The organism is Falsiroseomonas sp. HW251 (assembly GCF_050563545.1).
Lineage (GTDB): Bacteria > Pseudomonadota > Alphaproteobacteria > Acetobacterales > Acetobacteraceae > Falsiroseomonas.
The window spans coordinates 142,132-159,201 of record NZ_JBNXUM010000003.1 but is presented as its reverse complement, the minus strand read 5'-3'; the positions used below and the strand labels follow the sequence as shown (position 1 = coordinate 159,201).

The following is a 17,070-nucleotide window of genomic DNA, read 5'->3' as shown; positions in this document are numbered from 1 at the left end:
CCTCCCATCCCATTCATCCCGCGAAGACGCCGACGGGCAGTCCCGGCGCGCCCGGCTCGAAGGCGAAGACCGATCCGGAAAGCGGCGCGTCGGCCAGCTGCGCCGCCGAAAGCCGCACCCGCGCGCTGGTCACGAAAAGCGTGCGCAGGCCGGGCCCGCCGAAGGCCAGGCTCGTCGGCCGCGGCACCGGCAGCGAGACGAACCGGTCCAGCCGCCCATCCGGCGCGTGCCGCGCGACGCCCCAGCCATCCCACAGCGCCGTCCAGACGAAGCCCTCGGCGTCCACCGCCAGCCCGTCCGGCTTGGCCACGCCGTCCACGAAGCTGGCGAAGGGCCGTCGGTTCGCCGCCGCGCCGGTGGCGATGTCGTAGTCATACGCCCAGATCGTCCGCGACCCCGTGTCGGTGAAGTAGAAAACACGGTCATCCGGGCTCCAGCCCAGCCCGTTCGAGACATGCAGTCCCGTCTCCACCGGCGTCAGCGCCCGGTCCGGATCAAGCCGCCACAGCGTGCCCTGGCCCGGTCCGGCGTCCATCGCCATGGTGCCGGCAAAGAAGCGGCCGGCGCGGTCGCACTTGCCGTCGTTGAACCGGTTGCCCGGCTTGTCGGCCTCCACAGTGCGCAGCGTCTCGCCGACGCGTCCCGTCTCGTCCAGCACGCGGAAGCCGCCGCCCATCGCTGCGACAAAGCCCCCATTGCGCCGAGGTACGACGGCGCCGACGAGATCGGGCATCGCAATCGCCTCGTCCGTCCCGCGCGACGGGTCGCTCAGGTGCAGGGCAGGCGCCAGGATATCCACCCAGAGCAGCTTCTCGCCGAGCCAGACCGGCCCTTCGCCGAGGAAGGGCTGCACCTCGACGGCGACGCGCACGCCGGGGCTTGGCGGCGCCGTGGGCCGCGTGGTGGCGATCGACATGTCCACGTGTCCCGCATTGCCGGAGATGCGCCGTGCGGCCTCGATCACCTCGCGCCCCAGCGCGTGCAGGCGATCGGGAGGCAGGCGGAAGCTGGGGCCGAGCACGCATACCGCGGCGATCGGTGTGCCGAGGTGGTCCAGCACCGGCGCTGCGACGCCGGCGACGCCCTCCGTGCTCTCCTCGACCGAGACCGCGTAGCCCCGCGCCTTCACGAGATCGAGCTCGCGCCCGAAGTCCTTCGCGTCCGTGATCGTCGCCGGTGTCAGCGCCGTCAGTGTGAGCGCAGCGATGCGCCGGCGGCGTTCGGGCGGCGGCAGGTTCGCCAGCATCGCCTTCCCGCAGGCCGAGCCATGCAGCGCCGCCCGCGCGCCGACGCCGTTGCCGAGCCGCACGCCCGGCCGCGCCGCTTCGCGCTGGTCGACATAGAGGCACCCGTCTCCGTCGAGCAGCGCGAGTCGCGCGGTCTCGCCGCTGAGCGCCGCCAGGCGCGCGAGCTCGGGCTCCGCCGCGCCGCGCAGGTCAAAGGAATCCCAGACCCGGTGCGCCATCTCGAAGATCTTGAGGCCGAGCCGCCAGGCGCCGGTCTCGGCGTCCTGCCGCAGCAGCCCCGCCTCGGCCAGTGCGCCCAGCATGCGGTGGACGGTGGCACGCGACAGGCCGGCCGCCTCGGCGACGGCGGCGGTCCGCAGGGGGGCGGGTGCGGCTGTCACGAGATCGAGCAGGCGCAGCGCACGGACCAGGGCCTGCGTGCCTTGTGCGGCATCCTGCGCCGCGTCGTTCGCGGCGGCTTCGACCCGCCTGGCCTTGCTTGCCTGCACCTGGACGCCCTTCGTTCTCACCATGTGGGCATAGCGACCAGCATGTGGTCAAGTGTCGGGTGCGACATCGCGCGCCGCAGCGCGTTCCACCCGGAGCCAAGCCGGGAGAGGGGCCGTGAAGGTTACGATGGAAGTGGACTGCACGCCGGAGGAAGCCCGGCGCTTCCTCGGCCTGCCCGATGTCGCGCCGCTACAGGCCGCAGCGATGGAGAGGATGCAGGCGCGCATGGCGGAGGCAGCCTCCGCCACCTCGCCCGATGCGTTGCTGCGGGCCTGGCTCCCCCTCATGCCGCAGATCCCGGAGGCGCTGCTGAGGGCGCTGCGCGGCGCCGCCGGCCCTGGACCCGACAAGCCCGGCGGCTGATCAGCAGGCCAGCACGACGTTGCCCATGACCGCGCCGGCCTCGACCGCCTCATGCGCGGCCACGATGTCCGCGAGCGGCAGCACCTTGCCGATCGCGTGCCGGAGCTTGCCGGCCTCGAGCCAGGCATTGACCTGGGCAACACCCTGCGCGCGGGCCTGTTCCGACAGTTCGTAGACGATGAAGAAGCGGATCGCGGCGCCCGACAGGATCATCGGTCCGAAGGACAGCGTCACATCCGCCTTGCCCGAGCCGTAGCAGGCGCAGAGGCCGTCGCGTGCCACGACCTGCGGCAGCAGCGCGGCATTGGCCGCGAGGTCCACCTCCACCACCCGGTCCACGCCGCACCCGCGCGTGAGGTCGCGCACGCGCTCCACGACGTTTTCAGTGCGGTAGTCGATGACCTCGTCGGCGCCGGCCGCGCAGGCATGCGCGGCCTTCGCGGCGGAACTGACCGTCGCGATCACGCGCGCCGCGCCGAGCAGCTTCGCCATCTGGATGGCGTAGTGGCCGACTGCCCCGGCGCCGCCCGCCACCAGCACGGTCTGGCCGGCCACGCCACCATCGGTCTGCACCGCGCGCCAGGCTGTCAGCGCGGGGATGCCCAGGCAGGCGCCGGCCTCGAATCCCGTATCATGCGGCAGCCGCACGGCCTGCGCGGCGGGCAGCGCGATGTACTCTGCCGCCGTGCCGAAGGCGCGCTTCCACTGGCCATTCCAGATCCAGATCCGCTCGCCGATGCGCGCGCGGTCCACGCCCTCGCCCACGGCCTCGATCACGCCCGCCCCGTCGCTGTGCGGGATGACGCGCGGCGCGGCCATCGGTCGCGTGCCCGACCTGGTCTTCCAGTCCGACGGGTTCACGCCGGAGGTCGCCAGGCGTACCAGCACCTCTCCGGGACCGGGCGAGGGCGTCGGCATCTCACCCACCACCAGCACGTCCCGGGCGGGGCCGTTGCGTTCGTACCAGGCTGCGCGCATCGCGTGTTCCTCCGTTCGTGACGCTATGTCATCCGCCGGCCCGGCTTCGCCAAGAGGCGCGACCTGTCCTAGGCTCCGCGCCCCGGAGGACCCCGCCATGCCCGAGCCGCTTGCCGATCAGCTTCGCCGCGCCGGCTACGACCTGCCGCAGGAAGCGGTAACGGACCTGTCGCGCGGCCATCAGTTGCTGCAGGCCATGCTGAAGCTGGTCGGCCGCACGCCGGCCGAGGCCGAGCCCGCCACCACCTTCCGCCCGGACGCCGCGCGATGATGCCGGCAACAATCGCGGAGGCCGGCGCCGCCTTCCGCGCGAAGCGCCTCTCGCCGGTGGAACTGACCAGGGCCTGCCTGGACCGCATCGCTCGGCTGAACGGGCAACTGCATGCCTTCGTGAAGGTCACGGAGGAACGCGCGCTGGCGGGTGCCCGTGCGTCGGAGGCACGCCACGCCGCCGGGGCGCCGCTCGGCCCGCTGGACGGCATTCCGTTCGCGCACAAGGACATCGTGGCCACTGCGGGGATCGAGACGACCTGCTGTTCCCGCATCCGAACGGGCCATGTCCCCGCCGCCGACGGCGCGGCCGCGTCGCGTCTTGCTGCGGCGGGCACCGTGTTGCTCGGCAAGTTGACGACGCATGAATTCGCGTTGGGCGGCCCGTCCTTCGACCTGCCGACGCCGCCTGCGCGCAATCCCTGGGATCCCGCGCGCTTCACTGGGGGATCGAGCAGCGGGTCGGGCGCGGCGGTCGCCGCCGGGCTGGTGCTTGGCGCCACCGGCACGGACACCATGGGCTCGATCCGCTCGCCCGCGCATTTCTGCGGAATCACCGGCATCAAGCCGAGCTACGGCCTGGTCGGGCGCAGCGGCGTCTTCCCGCTGGCGCAGTCGCTGGACCATGTCGGTCCGATGGCCCGCACGGCGGAGGATTGCGCGCTGCTGCTGCAGGTCATGGCCGGCGCCGACGCGGAAGACCCGGCCTCGGCCGGCCGCGCCGCCGCGGGTCTCGACACGCTCGGCGCCGGGCTGAAGGGGCTGCGGATCGGCGTGATCCGCCATTTCCACGAAGCCGACAACCGCGCGAGCCCGGCGATGCTCGCCAACCTCGACGCCGCGCTCGGCGTCTTCCGCGACCTCGGCGCGACGGTCGCCGATGTCGCACTGCCGCCGCTTGCCGAATGGCACGCCGTCGCCGCCACCATCATGATCGCCGAGGCGCATGCGATCCATGCGCCCTGGCTGCGCGAGCGCTTCTTCGACTACGGATCGCTGTTCCGGGAACGCGTGGTGCTGGGCGCGGCCATTGGCAGCGAGGACTACCTGCGCGCCCAGCGCCATCGCCGCGTGCTCTGCGCCGCCATGGCCCGCGCCTTCGCCAGCCACGACCTGCTGGTGACGGTCGGCCAGCCCGGGGAGGCGCCGCGGATCGAGGATGTCTCCCGCTACGGCGTCTTCGAGCTTGGCTCGCTGGCCGCGCCCTTCAACGTCACGGGCGGGCCCTCGGTGTCGGTCTGCACGGGCTTCGGCTCCGGCGACATGCCGACGGGCATGCAGATCGCCGGCCCGGCATTCGCCGACGCGCTCGTTCTCCGCGCCGCGCATGCCTACCAGCAGGAAACGGAGTGGCACCGCCGCCGGCCGGCCATGGCGCCGGACTAGCCGACCCTACTGCTGCTCGATGTTGGCGCTGGCGACCACGCGGCGCCAGCGCTCGATCTCCTCGCGCACCATCGCGCGGACCTCGGCCCGCGACCCCAGGCTTCGCGGCGACACGCCGAGCTCGATCAGCCGCGTCCGAACGTCCGGCACCGCGACGGCGGCGCGCGTCACCTCGTCCAGGCGAACCAGGATGTCCTCCGGCGTGCCCATCGGCGCGGCGACGGCGTACCAGGTCTGGATGTCGAAATCCGGCTGGCCGAGCAGTTCCGCCACCGTCGGCACGTCCGGCAGCAGCGGCGAACGCTCCCTCGACGTTACTGCCAGCGCGCGGGCCTCGCCGCCGCGGATCTGGCCGAGCACGGCCGAGATCGGCTCGACGACCGCCTGGACCTCGGCATTTCGCAGCCCGATCAGGGCCGCCGGTGTGCCGCGATAGGCGACATGCGTCATCCTGAAGCCGCCCGCGGCCTGCACGGCTTCCGCCACCAGGTGCTGCGTGCTGCCGACGCCGACCGTCGCGACGTTCAGCCGCTCGGGCTGTGCCTTCGCCCGCCGCACCAGGTCGGTGAAATCCGCCACCGCATCCGGCGCGCTGGCGGGCCCCGCGAGCAGCACCAGGCCGACCGAGCAGACGAGCGAGACCGGGTCCACATCGGTGACCGGGTCATAGGGCAGGCGGCGGTACAGCGCGGCGGAGACCGCGAAGCCGTTGTTGATCAGCATCAGCGTCGTGCCGTCCTTCGACGCGCGCGCGAGCGCCTCGGCCGCCAGCGTGCCTCCCGCGCCGGGGCGGTTCTCCACGACGACGGGCTGGCCGAGCTCCGCCGCCATGGCTGGCGCCAGCAGGCGCGCGATGATGTCGGTGGCGCCGCCGGCGGCGAAGCCCTGCAGGAAGCGGATCGGCCGGTCGGGCCAGGCGCGACGGGCGGTCTGTGCCGCCGCGCCAAGGGGCATCAAGGCCGCGGCGCCGAGCAGCGCGCGGCGGGGCAGGGCGAGCGTCATGCCGTTTTCCTCCGTCCTCGCGGCCTTCGCACGGCAGGCGGCATCCTTCAAGCAGGGTGTCGCTTGACCGTCCCCGCGCCGCGATCTACCGGACGCGCCACGCTCCGGAGACCTGCCCCATGTCCGATGCCGCGATGGCCCAGCGACAGCGCGTGGCCGAACTCGTCCAGAACTGGGCGATCTGGCGCGATGCCGGCGACTGGGAGCGGTTCCGGACCTGCTGGCACGAGGACGGCTTCATGATGGCGACCTGGTGCCAGGCACCGGCCGCCGATTTCATCGCGGCCAGCCAGGCCGGCTGGGCCAAGGGCGTGTCCATCCTGCATTTCCTCGGCGGGATCAGCGTGGACGTCGCGGGCGCGCGCGCCATCGCGCAGACCAAGATGACGATCAGCCAGCGCGCCGAAGTCGAAGGCGTGCTGGTGGACGTCGTCTGCACCGGCCGCTTCTACGACTTCGTGGAGGAACGCGCCGGCCGGCTCGGCATCGTGATGCGCCAGCCCATCTATGAGAAGGATCGCATGGACCCGGTAGACCCGGCCGCGCGCCTCGTTCTCGACAAGGAGCTGCTGGCCCGCTTCCCCGAGGGCTACCGCCACCTGGCGTACCTCCAGACCCGCATCGGCTACGAGGTGAAGCGCGACATGCCGGGGCTGAAGGGCGAGCGCGTCGAAGCGCTGTATCGCGCCGGCGCTGCCTGGCTGCGCGGCGAGACGCTGGCCTGGCCGGCCTGACAAGAGTCAGTCGACAGAGAGAGGATGGATGCATGAGCGTGCTGAAGGTGATGGCGATCTCGGGCAGCCTGCGCAAGGCGTCCTTCAACACCAGCATCCTGCGGATGGCCGCCGAGCTCGCGCCGGACGGCATGCAGGTCAACCTGTACGAAGGACTGCGCAACATCCCGCCCTATGACGACGATCTCCGCACGGGCAGCGGCTACCCGCCCGCGGTGGCGGCCTTTCGCGCGATGATCAAGGAAGCGGATGCCCTGCTGATCGCGAGCCCCGAATACAACTTCTCGATTTCCGGCGTGCTGAAGAACGCGATCGACTGGGCGTCCCGCGTGCCGGACCAACCCTTCGACGGCAAGCCTGTCGCCATCATGGGCGCGGCCGGTGGCGCCTACGGGACGGCGCGGTCGCAATACGATCTGCGCAAAATCCTGGCGGGTCTGAACGCCATGCTGCTGAACAAGCCGGAAGTGCTGATCGGCGCCGCCGCGTCCAAGTTCGACGCGGAGGGCCGGCTGACGGACGAAACGGCGCGCGGCCTGATCGCGCAACAGATGGTTGCGTTGCGCGACTGGACGCTGCGGCTGCGCCGCTGATGCAGCGCCGCATCCTTGACCGGTCGGTGGCGCTGGAGGCGGACATCGCCTCCTACCCGCAGGCCGGCGGATTGCCCGCAGAGGCATCCCCGAGAAGCTTCCTTATCCCCGCCCGTTCGATTGGCCGTGGATTCGCATAGGGGTCGCGGCTCGCGATCTCTGCCACGCGATCGAGATCGCCCTCCTTCAGGCCGAGATCGCGCAGCGCGAGCGGCGCGCCCAGCCGCTTCGCCAGCTCGTGCAGGCCCGTCGCGGCCTGCGGCGCGCCCAGCGCGCGCGCAATCCGCGCCATGGCGTCCGGCGCGTGTGCGGCGTTGTAGGCCGTGGCATGGGGCAGGACGACCGCATGCGTTTCGGCATGCGGCAGCCCGAAGCTCCCGCCCAGCACGTGGCAGAGCTTGTGATGCAGCGACATCGCGACCATCCCGAGCACCGCCCCGCAGAGCCAGGCGCCGTAGAGCGCGTCGGACCGGCCTTCCACGTCGCGGGGCGCGGCGACGACACGCGGCAGGCCACGAGCCAGGGCGCCGATCGCCTCTTCCGCCATCAGCGACACCACGGGGTTGCAGTCCGGCGCATAGAGCGCCTCCACGGCATGCGCGACGGCGTTCAGCCCCGATGTCGCCGACAGCGCCGGCGGCAGGGACAGGGTGAGCTCCACGTCGTAGATCACGAGCTCCGGCAGCACCTTCAGCGTGCGCTGGGTGCGCTTCTCCCCGCCCGCGGTCTCGCCGAGGATCGTCGTCATCTCGCTGCCGGCATAGGTCGTCGGCACGGCGACCTGCGGCAGGTCCGTGCGAAGCGCGATCGCCTTGCCGAGCCCGATGGTGGAACCGCCGCCGACCGCCACCGTCCCATCCGCGTCGAGCTGTTGCGCCAGCGCGACCGCTCGTTGCGACACCTCGACCGGCGTGTGCATCACCGCGCCGGCGAAGACGCCCGCCGCTCGCCCGCCCAGCCGCGACGCGAGCGCCCGTGCTTCCTTCTCCTGCGGTGGGGTCGACAGGACGAGCACGCGCTTCAGCCCCATCGCGTCCAGCTCGTCGGGCAGGCGTGCCAGCGTGCCGCTGCCGAAGACGACGCGGGACGGCAGGCCGGTCCAGGTGAAGCCGCGCATGGCGCTACTCCAGTCGGGTGGCGTGGGTGATGGCCGGCCCGAGGTTCAGCGCACCCTCCAGCCGATAGCCGTAGTTGAGGTTGCTCCGCCGCACCCAGACCTGCCTGAGGTCGAAGAGCGGCACGGAACAGCCGGCCTCGAGGATCCTGCGCTGCGCCTCGGCCCAGAGCGCCATCTGCCGCGCCTCGTTCGGCTCGGCGCGCGCCGCGTCGATCTCGGCGTCCGCGGCGCCGCAATGCGCGAAGTTCAGCGAGGCGTTCGGCCTGCCTGGCGCGCTGTCGGAATGGTAGAACTGGGTGAGGTAGCTGTCCGCCACGGGGTAGCGCGCCGCGCCGTAGAATGTCAGCTGCGACAGGTCCTGCCGGATGCGCGCGTGATAGGTCGCATGCTCCACCACATCCATCTCGAGCCGGATGTTGGCGCGCCGGAGCTGGGCCTGGATCACCTCCATGATCGGCAGCTGGGCCGAGATGGAGGAGACGACGGCGCGGATGGTGATGCCGTTGGGGTGCCCGGCCTCGGCCAGCAGGGCCCGGGACCGGTTCGGGTCGGGCGCGAATCGCGGCACGTCCTCGGTCGTGCCGAGATAGCCCGGCGGCACCGGGCTCGGCCAGGGCGTCGCGACGTCCAGCCCGACGAAGCGCGCGATGGCCTGCGGGTCCACCGCGTGCTGGATCGCACGGCGCACGCGCGGATCATCCAGCGGTGCGTTGCGGCGGCTGATCAGCAGGGTGCGGAACTCGCCCGGCGAGAAGACGTCCACCGCCGTGTTGGGCTGCGCGCGCATCCGCTCCACCCAGCGTTGCTCGCGGCGGCCCATGATGAGGTCCAATTCGCCGGCGGTGAAAGCGAGCTCCCGCGTCGCGTCGGAGGTGATGAAGCGCTGGTCGATGGCGCGGATCGCGGGACGCCCCCGCCAATGCTCGTCGAAGGCGACCATGCGCGCCGTTCCGCCCGTCGCGCTCACCAGACGGAAGGGGCCGGTGCCGGGTTGCTGCCCGCCCGCATCCGCGCGGCGCGAAACGATCATCCCGCCATGGTAGTTCGCGAACAGGCCCAGCGCCCCCGCCACGGGATCGCGCAGCGTTACGCGGACCGTCATGGCGTCGATAAGCTCCACGCCCGTCACCGCGGCGTAGTCGCCGGCGAAGGCGCTGCGCCGCGGGTCGGCGGAACGCCGGAGCGAGAAGACGACGTCCTCGGCTTCCAGGGAGTTGCCGTCGTGGAAGCGCACACCGGGGCGAAGCCGAAAGGTGAAGCTGCGCCCGTCCGCGGATCGCTCGAAGCTCTCGGCGAGGTCGGGCTCCAGACGCGCGGGATCGGCGCTGCCCGGCGGGAATCTCACCAGCCCGTCATAGGCCCAGGACAGCAGCGACTTGTCCTGGGTGGCCACCGCCCGGTGCGGGTCTGCCGTGCCCATGGTGTCGCCGGCCTGGCCGACACGGAGCGTCTGCGCCTGCGCGCCCGCGGCCAGCGCCATGCCCAGCGCCGCCGTTGCGATGCCACGCCGCATGCGTCTTCTCTCCCTCGACCATATTGCAGGATGAGCCCAGGCGGGTCACGCTCGCAACCATGGAGCGCTACGATGTTGCCGTGGTCGGTGGCGGGATGGTCGGCACGGCCATCGGCTACGGCTGCGCGACGCGTGGCGCGCGCGTCGTCATCCTGGACGAGGGCGACGTCGCCTTCCGCGCTGCCCGCGGCAATTTCGGCCTCGTCTGGGGGCAGTCCAAGGGCGACGGCATGCCAGCCTACGGCGCCTGGACGCGGAAGAGCATCGAGCTCTGGCCGGAGCTCGCGGAGCGCGTCTCGGCGCTGGCCGGGCGCGACGTGCAGTACCGCCGGGCCGGCGGTCTGACATTCTGCCTCAGCGAGAAGGAGCTGGAGGACCGCCGCAGCTTCGTCCGGCGCCGCCACAACCAGGGCCACGACACGGTCCGCGTGGTGGACCGCAAGGAGCTCGAGGATCTGCTCCCGGGCTGCCCGCTGGGCCCGCGCGTGATCGGCGCGAGCTACGATCCCACCGATGGCCATGTTGACCCGCTGACCCTGCTGCGCGGCCTGCATGCTGGCCTGCGGGAGGCCGGCGGCCGGCATCTGCCCGGCGCGCCGGTCGTCTCCGTGGACAGGATCGGCAGCGACTACCGCATAGAGCGCGCGGACGGGACCGAGGTGCTCGCGGCCCGCATCGTGGTCGCCGCCGGCATCGCGACGACGCGCATCGCGTGCATGGTCGGTCTCGATGTTCCGGTCCGCCCCGTTCGCGGCCAGAACATCGTCACGGAGCGCCTGGCGCCGATCCTGCCCTTGCCGGCCAGCGCCATCCGCCAGACCGGTGATGGCACGATCCAGATCGGCGTGACGAACGAGGAAGACGGCATCCTGCACGTCCCCACCACGGTGGACGCGCTGTCGCGCATGGCAGCCCGCGCGATCCAGGTGCTGCCGCCGCTTGCCCGCGCCCGCTTCGTCCGCACCTGGGCGGCGCTGCGCCCGATGACGCCGGACGGCTTTCCGGCCTATGCCGAGAGCAGCACGCATCCCGGCTGCTTCGCCGCTGTCTGCCATTCCGGCGTGACGCTCGCTGCCGTGCATGCCGGCCCGCTCGCCGAGGCCGTGCTGACGGGCGCGATGCCGGATTTCGCGCGCGACCTCCATCCCTCCCGCTTCGCCGGAATGACGCCGCATGTTCAAGCGCACTGACCCGCCGGACTGCACTATCCTGTGGGACGGGAAGGAACTGCCGGCACGCGCGGGGGAAAGCCTGGCGACGGCGCTGCTTGCGGCCGGCGTGCTGACCTTCCGGGAGACCCCGGTGACCGGTGCGGCGCGCGGCCCGCTCTGCCTGATGGGCGCCTGCTTCGACTGCCTGGTGCAGGTCGAGGGCATGCCCAACGTGCAGGCCTGCATGACCGCCGTTAGCGCGGGGCTGCGCGCAGGCCCGCAGCACGGCGTGCGCAACCTCGACGTGGAGGACGCGGCGTGAGCGCTGAGGCGGAGTGGTCGGCGGAGGCCGGCGCGACCGGCACGGGCGCGTCAAAGGTCGATCTGCTCGTCCTCGGCGCCGGTCCTGCAGGCATGGCGGCCGCCGCGACGGCGCGAGGGCGCGGACTTTCCGTGCTGCTGCTCGACGAGAATGCCGGCCCCGGCGGCCAGGTGCATCGCGGGATCGAGCGTCGCGCGCCGAAGGACGACCAGGACAGCGATGGCGCGAAGCTCGCGCTCGCCCTGCGTAATTCCGGCGCCGAGACGCGATTCGGCGCGACGCTCTGGGCGGTCGAGCCCGGCGGCAAGGTCTTCTGGACCGAGGGCGGCCAGGCCCGATCGATCGTCGCGGGCCGCATCCTTCTCTGCAGCGGCGCGACGGAACGACCTGTGCCGGTCCCCGGCTGGACGCTGCCCGGCGTGATGACGGTCGGCGCCGCGCAGATCGCGCTGAAGACCGCGGGGCTGATCCCGGAGGCGCGGATCTGGATCGCAGGGCAGGGGCCGCTGCTCTGGCTCTATGCGAAGCAGGCGATCGACGCGGGCGGACGCCTTGCGGGCATCGCCGATCTCTCGCACGGCATCCCTCCGCAGGCGCTGCGCCAGCTGCCGCGTGCGCTGATGGCGCCAGGCTATCTCTGGAAGGGTGTGACCTGGCAGCGCGCGGTGAAGCGCGCCGGCGTTCGCGTGGTCTCCGCGCAAGCCGTGCGCGCGGAAGGGGACGGCAAGCTGCAGCGCGTCATCGTGGACGACACGCCGCACGAGGCCGACTTCCTGCTGCTGCATGACGGCGTGGTGCCCAATACCCAGGTCACGCGCGCCATTCCGGGCTGCCGGCACGAATGGAACGCCGTGCAGGCCTGCTGGCAGCCGGTACTGGACGAATGGGGCAACACGACGGTCGAGGGCGTGATGGTCGCCGGCGACGGCGGCGGCATCGGCGGCGCCCGCGCCGCCGCGCATGCCGGCAGGATCGCCGCGCTGGAAGCCGCCCGCGCGCTCGGCAGGTTGACGGCAGACCAGCGTGACGCCGAGGCAGGGACCGAGCGCCTGGCGCTGCGCCGGCAACTCTCGGTGCGGCCCTTTCTCGACGCGCTCTTCCCCCCGCTTTCCGCGGCGGCAATCGCCGACGACACCATCCTCTGCCGGTGCGAGGAGGTGACGGCCGGCAAGGTGCGCCAGGCCGTGACGCTGGGCTGCATGGGCGCGAACCAGACCAAGGCCTTCACGCGCACCGGCATGGGGCCGTGCCAGGGCCGCGTCTGCGGGCCCGCGGTGCATGCGGTGATCGCGGCGGCGCGCGGCGTGGATCCCGCCGAGGTCGAGCCGTTCCGGACGCGTTTCCCGACGAAGCCGCTGACCTTGGGCGAGCTTGCCGCGCTCAGCCAATGAAGCGCGCGGTCGTCATCGGCGGCGGCCTGCACGGCCTGTCCACCGCGCTGCATCTCGCCCGCATGCCGGGCTGGCGGGTCACCGTGCTGGAACGCCGGCATGTCGGGCGGCATTCCTCGGGGGTCAATGCGGGCGGCGTGCGCCGGCTCGGCCGCGACCTCCGCGAGATCGCGCTGTCCTGTGTGGCCGCGGACATGTGGCAGGACATCGAGGCGCTGGTGGGCGACGACTGCGGATTCCAGCCCGGCGGACAGGTCAAGGTTGCCGAGAGCGAGGCCGACCTCCGTCAGCTCGAGAAGCGCGCGGAGCAAGTGCGCGCGCTCGGCTGGACGCATGAGGAGGTCGTGGACCGGGCCGAGGTCCGCCGCCTGCTGCCCGCCATCGCGCCGCATGTCGTCGGCGCGCTCGTCTGCCGCGACGACGGCTCCGCCGATCCCATGCGCACCGTCATGGCCTTCCGGCGCGCCGCGCAGGAAGCCGGCGCCGAGATCGTCGAAGGCTCTAGCGTGACCGCGATCGAGCGCACGGCCGAGGGCACGATCCGCGTCGTGACGGAGGAGAAGACCTGGGAAGCCGAGCGTGTCGCCAACTGCGCCGGCGCCTGGGCGACGACGATCGCCCGCATGGCCGGCGAGGAGATCCCCTGCGGGGTCAAGGCCTCGATGATGATCGTGACGGAGCGTCTGCCGCCGTTCTGCACGCCGACGGTCGGTCCGACCGCGCGCGCGCTGTCGTTCAAGCAGACCGCTTCCGGCACGGTGGTGATCGGCGGTGGTCACCAGGGCCTCAACGACCCCGCGACAGAGACCTCCACGGTCCTGTTCGGCAACCTCGCACATGCCGCGCGCATCGCGGCGGAGCTGTTCCCGGTCGTGGCCGGCGCCCGCATCGTGCGGACCTGGACCGGCACCGAGGCCCGTACCCCTGACGAGGTGCCGGTGATCGGCGAAAGCCGCACCCTGCCGGGCCTGTTCCATTCCTTCGGCTATTCCGGCCACGGCTTCCAGGTCAGCCCGGCAGCCGGGGCTGCGGTGGCAGAGCTCATGGCGCGCGGCGCCACCAACCTCCCCGTCGCGCCCTTCACCCAGGCCCGGTTCGACGCGTGAGCGGCGCGTCCGATCCCCGTCCGGCGCTGGCGATCCGAGGCCTGCGGACGGAGTTCCGCATCAACGGGCGCTGGCACCCCGCGGTGCGCGACCTTTCGCTCGACCTCATGCGGGACGAGACGCTGGCGCTGGTCGGCGAGAGCGGCTGCGGCAAGTCCGTCACCGCGCTGTCGGTCATGGGCCTGGTGCAACCGCCCTATGGCCGCGTCCCGCGTGGCCGCATCGTCCTGGACGACCGCGACCTCAGCGGCCTGCGGGAGGCGGAGATGCAGAAGATCCGCGGCAACCGCATGGCGATGATCTTCCAGGAGCCCATGACGTCGCTGAACCCGGTGATGACGGTCGGCGACCAGGTCGCGGAATCGCTCCGCATCCATCGCAACATGGACCGCGACAAGGCGATGGCCCGCGCGCAGGAGCTGTTCGAGGAGGTGAAGATCCCCTCCGCCGCGCAGCGCCTGAACGAATATCCCCACCAGTTCTCCGGCGGCATGCGCCAGCGCGTGATGATCGCGATCGCTCTGGCCTGCAATCCCATGGTGCTGCTGGCTGATGAGCCGACGACGGCGCTGGATGTCACGATCCAGGCGCAGGTGCTGGGCCTGCTGGCGGACCTCCGGCGCAGCCACGGCACGGCAGTGCTGTTCATCACGCACAATCTCGGCGTCGTCGCCCAGATCGCCGATCGCGTCGCCGTCATGTATGCCGGCGAGATCGTGGAGCAGGGGCCGGTCGGCGCGATCTTCGCAAGCCCGCGGCACCCCTACACCCGCGCGCTCTTCGCTGCGATCCCGCGGCTCGATACGCCGGACCAGGCGCTCGCTGCGATCCCGGGCCGCGTGCCGCCGCTGGATGGTATGCCGAAGGGCTGCCGCTTCGCGCCGCGCTGCCCCCTAAAGCGCACGGGATGCGAGGCCGAGCAGGCACTGGTCGAGGTCGCGCCCGGCCATGCCGCGCGTTGCCATGTCGCGACCGGAGTCCTGGCCCATGCTTGATCCATCCGGCCGCGTCGTGATGGTCAGCGGCGCCGCTCGCGGCATCGGGCGGGAGGTGCTGCGCCGCCTGCATGGCTCGGGCTGGCTGGTCAGCGCGGGCGTCCGCGACCCGTCGAAGCTGCCCGGCACGCCCGACCTGCTGGTCCAGCGCTACGACGCCGAGGAGGAAGGCGCCGCCGAGGCCTGGGTCGCCGCCACGATCGCGCGCTTCGGCCGCGTGGACGCCGTGGTCAACGCCGCCGGCATCAATCCCATGGCCCGCCTGCTGGATGCCGACGAGACGCCGCACGACGCGATGTGGCGGGTGAACGTGAAGGGCCCGATGCGCGTCATCCGCGCGGCCTGGCCGCAGCTGGTCGCCAGCGGCGAGGGCAGGGTGGTCAACATCGCCTCGCTTTCCGGCAAGCGCGTGGCAAATGAAAATCTTGGCTATGCCATGAGCAAGTTCGCGGTCGTGGCGCTCACGCAGGAGGTGCGGCGCCAGGGCTGGAACGACGGAATTCGCGCCACCGCGCTCTGCCCCGGCTTCGTTGCCACCAACATGACCGCCAAGGCCAGCTGGCCGCGCGAGCAGATGAGCCGGCCGGAGGACGTCGCCGTCCTGGTCGAGACCGTGCTGCGGCTGCCCAACACCGCGACGGTCGGCGAGGTCCGCGTTAATTGCCGCTTCGAGGCGCTGCTTTGACCCCGGCGCCACGGCGCTGGACGGATTGACCCACCGGTGCTGGCGGTCGGCGCCGTCGGCCAGACCGCCACTGGGCTCGACCCGTTCGACATCGGCCGTTTCGCGCGGCAGGATGCGATCGAACGGGACATCGGCAAGACAAGGCCCCGTCGGGCCAGGGGAGAGGACAGATGAAAGCGTTGCGAACGGCCCTGCTCGCCTCCGCCATGACGCTGGCGGCGGCGGGGGCGATGGCGCAGTCCGGGCCGACGCTGCGCGTCGGCATGGCCGCGCAGGATCTCGGCCGGCTCGATCCGCATTTCGCGGTCTCGACGATTGACCGCGTGGTCGTGGCCTGGATGTTCAACGGGCTGGTGCGCTTTGCCCCCGGCTCCATCGACCCCGCCGGCATCGAGCCCGACCTGGCCGAGCGCTGGGAGAGCAGCCCGGACGGCCGCACCTGGACCTTCCACCTTCGCCGAGGCGTGCAGTGGCAGGGCGGCTTCGGCGAGGTGACAGCCGACGACGTCGTCTTCAGCCTGCGCAAGGCGGCCAACCCGCAGAGCTCCGCCTTCTCGGCGGATTTCCGCGCCTTCGACGCGATCGAAGCGGTGGATCCCTACACCGTCCGCATCACGCTGAAGGAGAACGTGCCGAGCCTGCTTGGCATCCTGACCAACTATTCCGGCGGCTTCATTGTCTCCCGCAGGGCGGTCGAGCAGCGCGGTGCCGACTTCGCGCGCAACCCCATCGGCAGCGGGCCCTTCGCGCTGGACCGCGTGACGCCGAACCAGTCGGCGGAGCTGGCGGCGCACACCGGCTACTTCCGCGGCGCACCGCAGATCGGGCGTGTCAGCTACCGCTTCATCCCCTCCGACGCGTCGCGCGACCTCGCGTTCCAGAACCGCGAGCTCGACATCAACTACGGCCGCGCCGACCAGACCTGGATCAACCGAACGCGCCAGGTGCCGAACACGACCGTGGACGCGTTCGAGCCCGGTGAGCTCGCGATACTGAATCTCGACGTGACCAAGCCGCCCTTCAACGACATCCGTGTCCGCCAGGCGCTCGCCCACGCGATCAACCGCCCCGAGCTCGTGCGCTTCCGTGGCCAGGACGTGAACCGCGAGGGCCAGAGCCTGGTGCCGCGCGGCTATCTCGGCTTTACCAACGACGTGCCCCTGCTGCAGTACGATCCGAACCGCGCCCGCCAGCTGCTGGCCGAGGCCGGCTATCCCAACGGGCTGACGGTGCGCGTCATCCACACCCAGCTACCCGAGATGCTGGCAATGATGCAGGTCGTGCAGCAGCAGCTCCGCCGCGCCGGCATCACGCTCGACCTGCAGGTCGTTGAGCACGCGACCTTCCACCAGCAGATCCGCCAGGATCTCTCGCCGCTGGTCTACTACTCCGCGGCGCGCTTCCCGGTGGCCGACATCTACCTCACGCAATTCTTCCACGGCCGTTCCATCGTCGGCACGCCGACGGCGGTGACCAATTTCTCGCACTGCAACCAGGCCGACCAGCAGATCGACGCGGCGCGCGTCAGCACCAACATCGAGGAGCAGCGGCGGCTCTGGGCCGAGGCGCAGCGGATCCTGGTCCAGAATGTCTGCGGGGTGCCGCTGATCGAGACCCTGCTGGTCTTCGCGCGCAGCAACAACGTGGACTACGGCTATGACCTCAGGGGCTCGATGTCGCTCGGGCCGCTGATCACCGAACGCACCAGGCTGCGGTAGGGGGCAGGCG

Annotated in this window: 17 protein-coding genes; 12 read left to right on the top strand and 5 right to left on the bottom strand. The window is 71.8% G+C overall.

What is annotated here, in order from left to right; all coding sequences use genetic code 11:
* Positions 1 to 13: 13 nt before the first annotated feature.
* Positions 14 to 1,756: an SMP-30/gluconolactonase/LRE family protein gene (locus ACLF3M_RS04430; RefSeq protein WP_430655644.1), complete on the bottom strand. Its 1,743-nt coding sequence runs from the start codon at positions 1,754 to 1,756 to the stop codon at positions 14 to 16.
* A 94-nt stretch (positions 1,757 to 1,850) separates the two neighbouring features.
* Between ACLF3M_RS04430 and ACLF3M_RS04425 the strand changes: the two genes are divergently transcribed.
* Positions 1,851 to 2,099 carry a DUF6489 family protein gene (locus ACLF3M_RS04425; RefSeq protein ID WP_430655643.1) on the top strand — a complete coding sequence of 83 codons (249 nt, stop codon included), beginning with the start codon at positions 1,851 to 1,853 and terminating at the stop codon, positions 2,097 to 2,099.
* On the opposite strand, the gene ACLF3M_RS04420 is transcribed toward ACLF3M_RS04425, so the two are convergent.
* A complete protein-coding gene (locus ACLF3M_RS04420) occupies positions 2,100 to 3,077 on the bottom strand; it encodes an NADPH:quinone reductase (RefSeq protein ID WP_430655642.1) in 978 nt (325 codons plus the stop codon).
* Between the two features lie 97 nt (positions 3,078 to 3,174).
* Between ACLF3M_RS04420 and ACLF3M_RS04415 the strand changes: the two genes are divergently transcribed.
* Together ACLF3M_RS04415 and ACLF3M_RS04410 are read left to right on the top strand one after the other, a co-directional pair.
* Positions 3,175 to 3,348, top strand: coding sequence for a hypothetical protein (locus ACLF3M_RS04415; protein WP_430655641.1), 174 nt, complete (start codon positions 3,175 to 3,177; stop codon positions 3,346 to 3,348).
* Complete coding sequence (locus ACLF3M_RS04410) at positions 3,345 to 4,733, top strand: amidase (protein ID WP_430655640.1); 1,389 nt, start codon at positions 3,345 to 3,347, stop codon at positions 4,731 to 4,733. The genes ACLF3M_RS04415 and ACLF3M_RS04410 overlap by 4 nt, the downstream gene beginning before the upstream one ends.
* Positions 4,734 to 4,739: 6 nt before the next feature.
* Here ACLF3M_RS04410 and ACLF3M_RS04405 read toward each other — a convergent pair whose 3' ends face one another.
* The gene (locus tag ACLF3M_RS04405; RefSeq protein ID WP_430655639.1) at positions 4,740 to 5,735 is read right to left on the bottom strand and encodes a Bug family tripartite tricarboxylate transporter substrate binding protein; all 996 of its coding nucleotides are present in this window, start codon (positions 5,733 to 5,735) and stop codon (positions 4,740 to 4,742) included.
* A gap of 119 nt (positions 5,736 to 5,854) precedes the next feature.
* Here ACLF3M_RS04405 and ACLF3M_RS04400 point away from each other — a divergent pair, with 119 nt between their 5' ends.
* Positions 5,855 to 6,469 (top strand): nuclear transport factor 2 family protein, encoded by a 615-nt coding sequence (locus tag ACLF3M_RS04400; RefSeq protein WP_430655638.1) that lies wholly within the window; start codon positions 5,855 to 5,857, stop codon positions 6,467 to 6,469.
* Positions 6,470 to 6,501: 32 nt separating this feature from the next.
* Positions 6,502 to 7,062: an NADPH-dependent FMN reductase gene (locus ACLF3M_RS04395; RefSeq protein WP_430655637.1), complete on the top strand. Its 561-nt coding sequence runs from the start codon at positions 6,502 to 6,504 to the stop codon at positions 7,060 to 7,062.
* A 52-nt stretch (positions 7,063 to 7,114) separates the two neighbouring features.
* Here the strand turns inward: ACLF3M_RS04395 and ACLF3M_RS04390 are convergent, their stop codons facing one another.
* Complete coding sequence (locus tag ACLF3M_RS04390; protein WP_430655636.1) at positions 7,115 to 8,179, bottom strand: maleylacetate reductase; 1,065 nt, start codon at positions 8,177 to 8,179, stop codon at positions 7,115 to 7,117.
* A 4-nt stretch (positions 8,180 to 8,183) separates the two neighbouring features.
* The gene (locus ACLF3M_RS04385; protein WP_430655635.1) at positions 8,184 to 9,692 is read right to left on the bottom strand and encodes an ABC transporter substrate-binding protein; all 1,509 of its coding nucleotides are present in this window, start codon (positions 9,690 to 9,692) and stop codon (positions 8,184 to 8,186) included.
* Between the two features lie 59 nt (positions 9,693 to 9,751).
* Between ACLF3M_RS04385 and ACLF3M_RS04380 the strand changes: the two genes are divergently transcribed.
* From ACLF3M_RS04380 to ACLF3M_RS04350, 7 genes are all read left to right on the top strand, one after another.
* Positions 9,752 to 10,882 carry an NAD(P)/FAD-dependent oxidoreductase gene (locus tag ACLF3M_RS04380; RefSeq protein ID WP_430655634.1) on the top strand — a complete coding sequence of 377 codons (1,131 nt, stop codon included), beginning with the start codon at positions 9,752 to 9,754 and terminating at the stop codon, positions 10,880 to 10,882.
* Positions 10,866 to 11,165 (top strand): (2Fe-2S)-binding protein, encoded by a 300-nt coding sequence (locus tag ACLF3M_RS04375; RefSeq protein ID WP_430655633.1) that lies wholly within the window; start codon positions 10,866 to 10,868, stop codon positions 11,163 to 11,165. Before ACLF3M_RS04380 ends, ACLF3M_RS04375 begins: the two co-directional genes overlap by 17 nt.
* Complete coding sequence (locus ACLF3M_RS04370; RefSeq protein ID WP_430655632.1) at positions 11,162 to 12,556, top strand: FAD-dependent oxidoreductase; 1,395 nt, start codon at positions 11,162 to 11,164, stop codon at positions 12,554 to 12,556. The genes ACLF3M_RS04375 and ACLF3M_RS04370 overlap by 4 nt, the downstream gene beginning before the upstream one ends.
* Positions 12,553 to 13,662, top strand: coding sequence for an NAD(P)/FAD-dependent oxidoreductase (locus ACLF3M_RS04365; RefSeq protein ID WP_430655631.1), 1,110 nt, complete (start codon positions 12,553 to 12,555; stop codon positions 13,660 to 13,662). Before ACLF3M_RS04370 ends, ACLF3M_RS04365 begins: the two co-directional genes overlap by 4 nt.
* Positions 13,659 to 14,657, top strand: a complete 999-nt coding sequence (locus ACLF3M_RS04360; RefSeq protein ID WP_430655630.1) for an ABC transporter ATP-binding protein — start codon at positions 13,659 to 13,661, stop codon at positions 14,655 to 14,657. Before ACLF3M_RS04365 ends, ACLF3M_RS04360 begins: the two co-directional genes overlap by 4 nt.
* On the top strand, positions 14,650 to 15,342 hold the full coding sequence (locus tag ACLF3M_RS04355; protein ID WP_430655629.1) for an SDR family NAD(P)-dependent oxidoreductase: 693 nt from the start codon (positions 14,650 to 14,652) through the stop codon (positions 15,340 to 15,342). The genes ACLF3M_RS04360 and ACLF3M_RS04355 overlap by 8 nt, the downstream gene beginning before the upstream one ends.
* 170 nt (positions 15,343 to 15,512) lie before the next feature.
* Positions 15,513 to 17,060, top strand: coding sequence for an ABC transporter substrate-binding protein (locus ACLF3M_RS04350; RefSeq protein ID WP_430655628.1), 1,548 nt, complete (start codon positions 15,513 to 15,515; stop codon positions 17,058 to 17,060).
* Positions 17,061 to 17,070 lie beyond the last annotated feature (10 nt).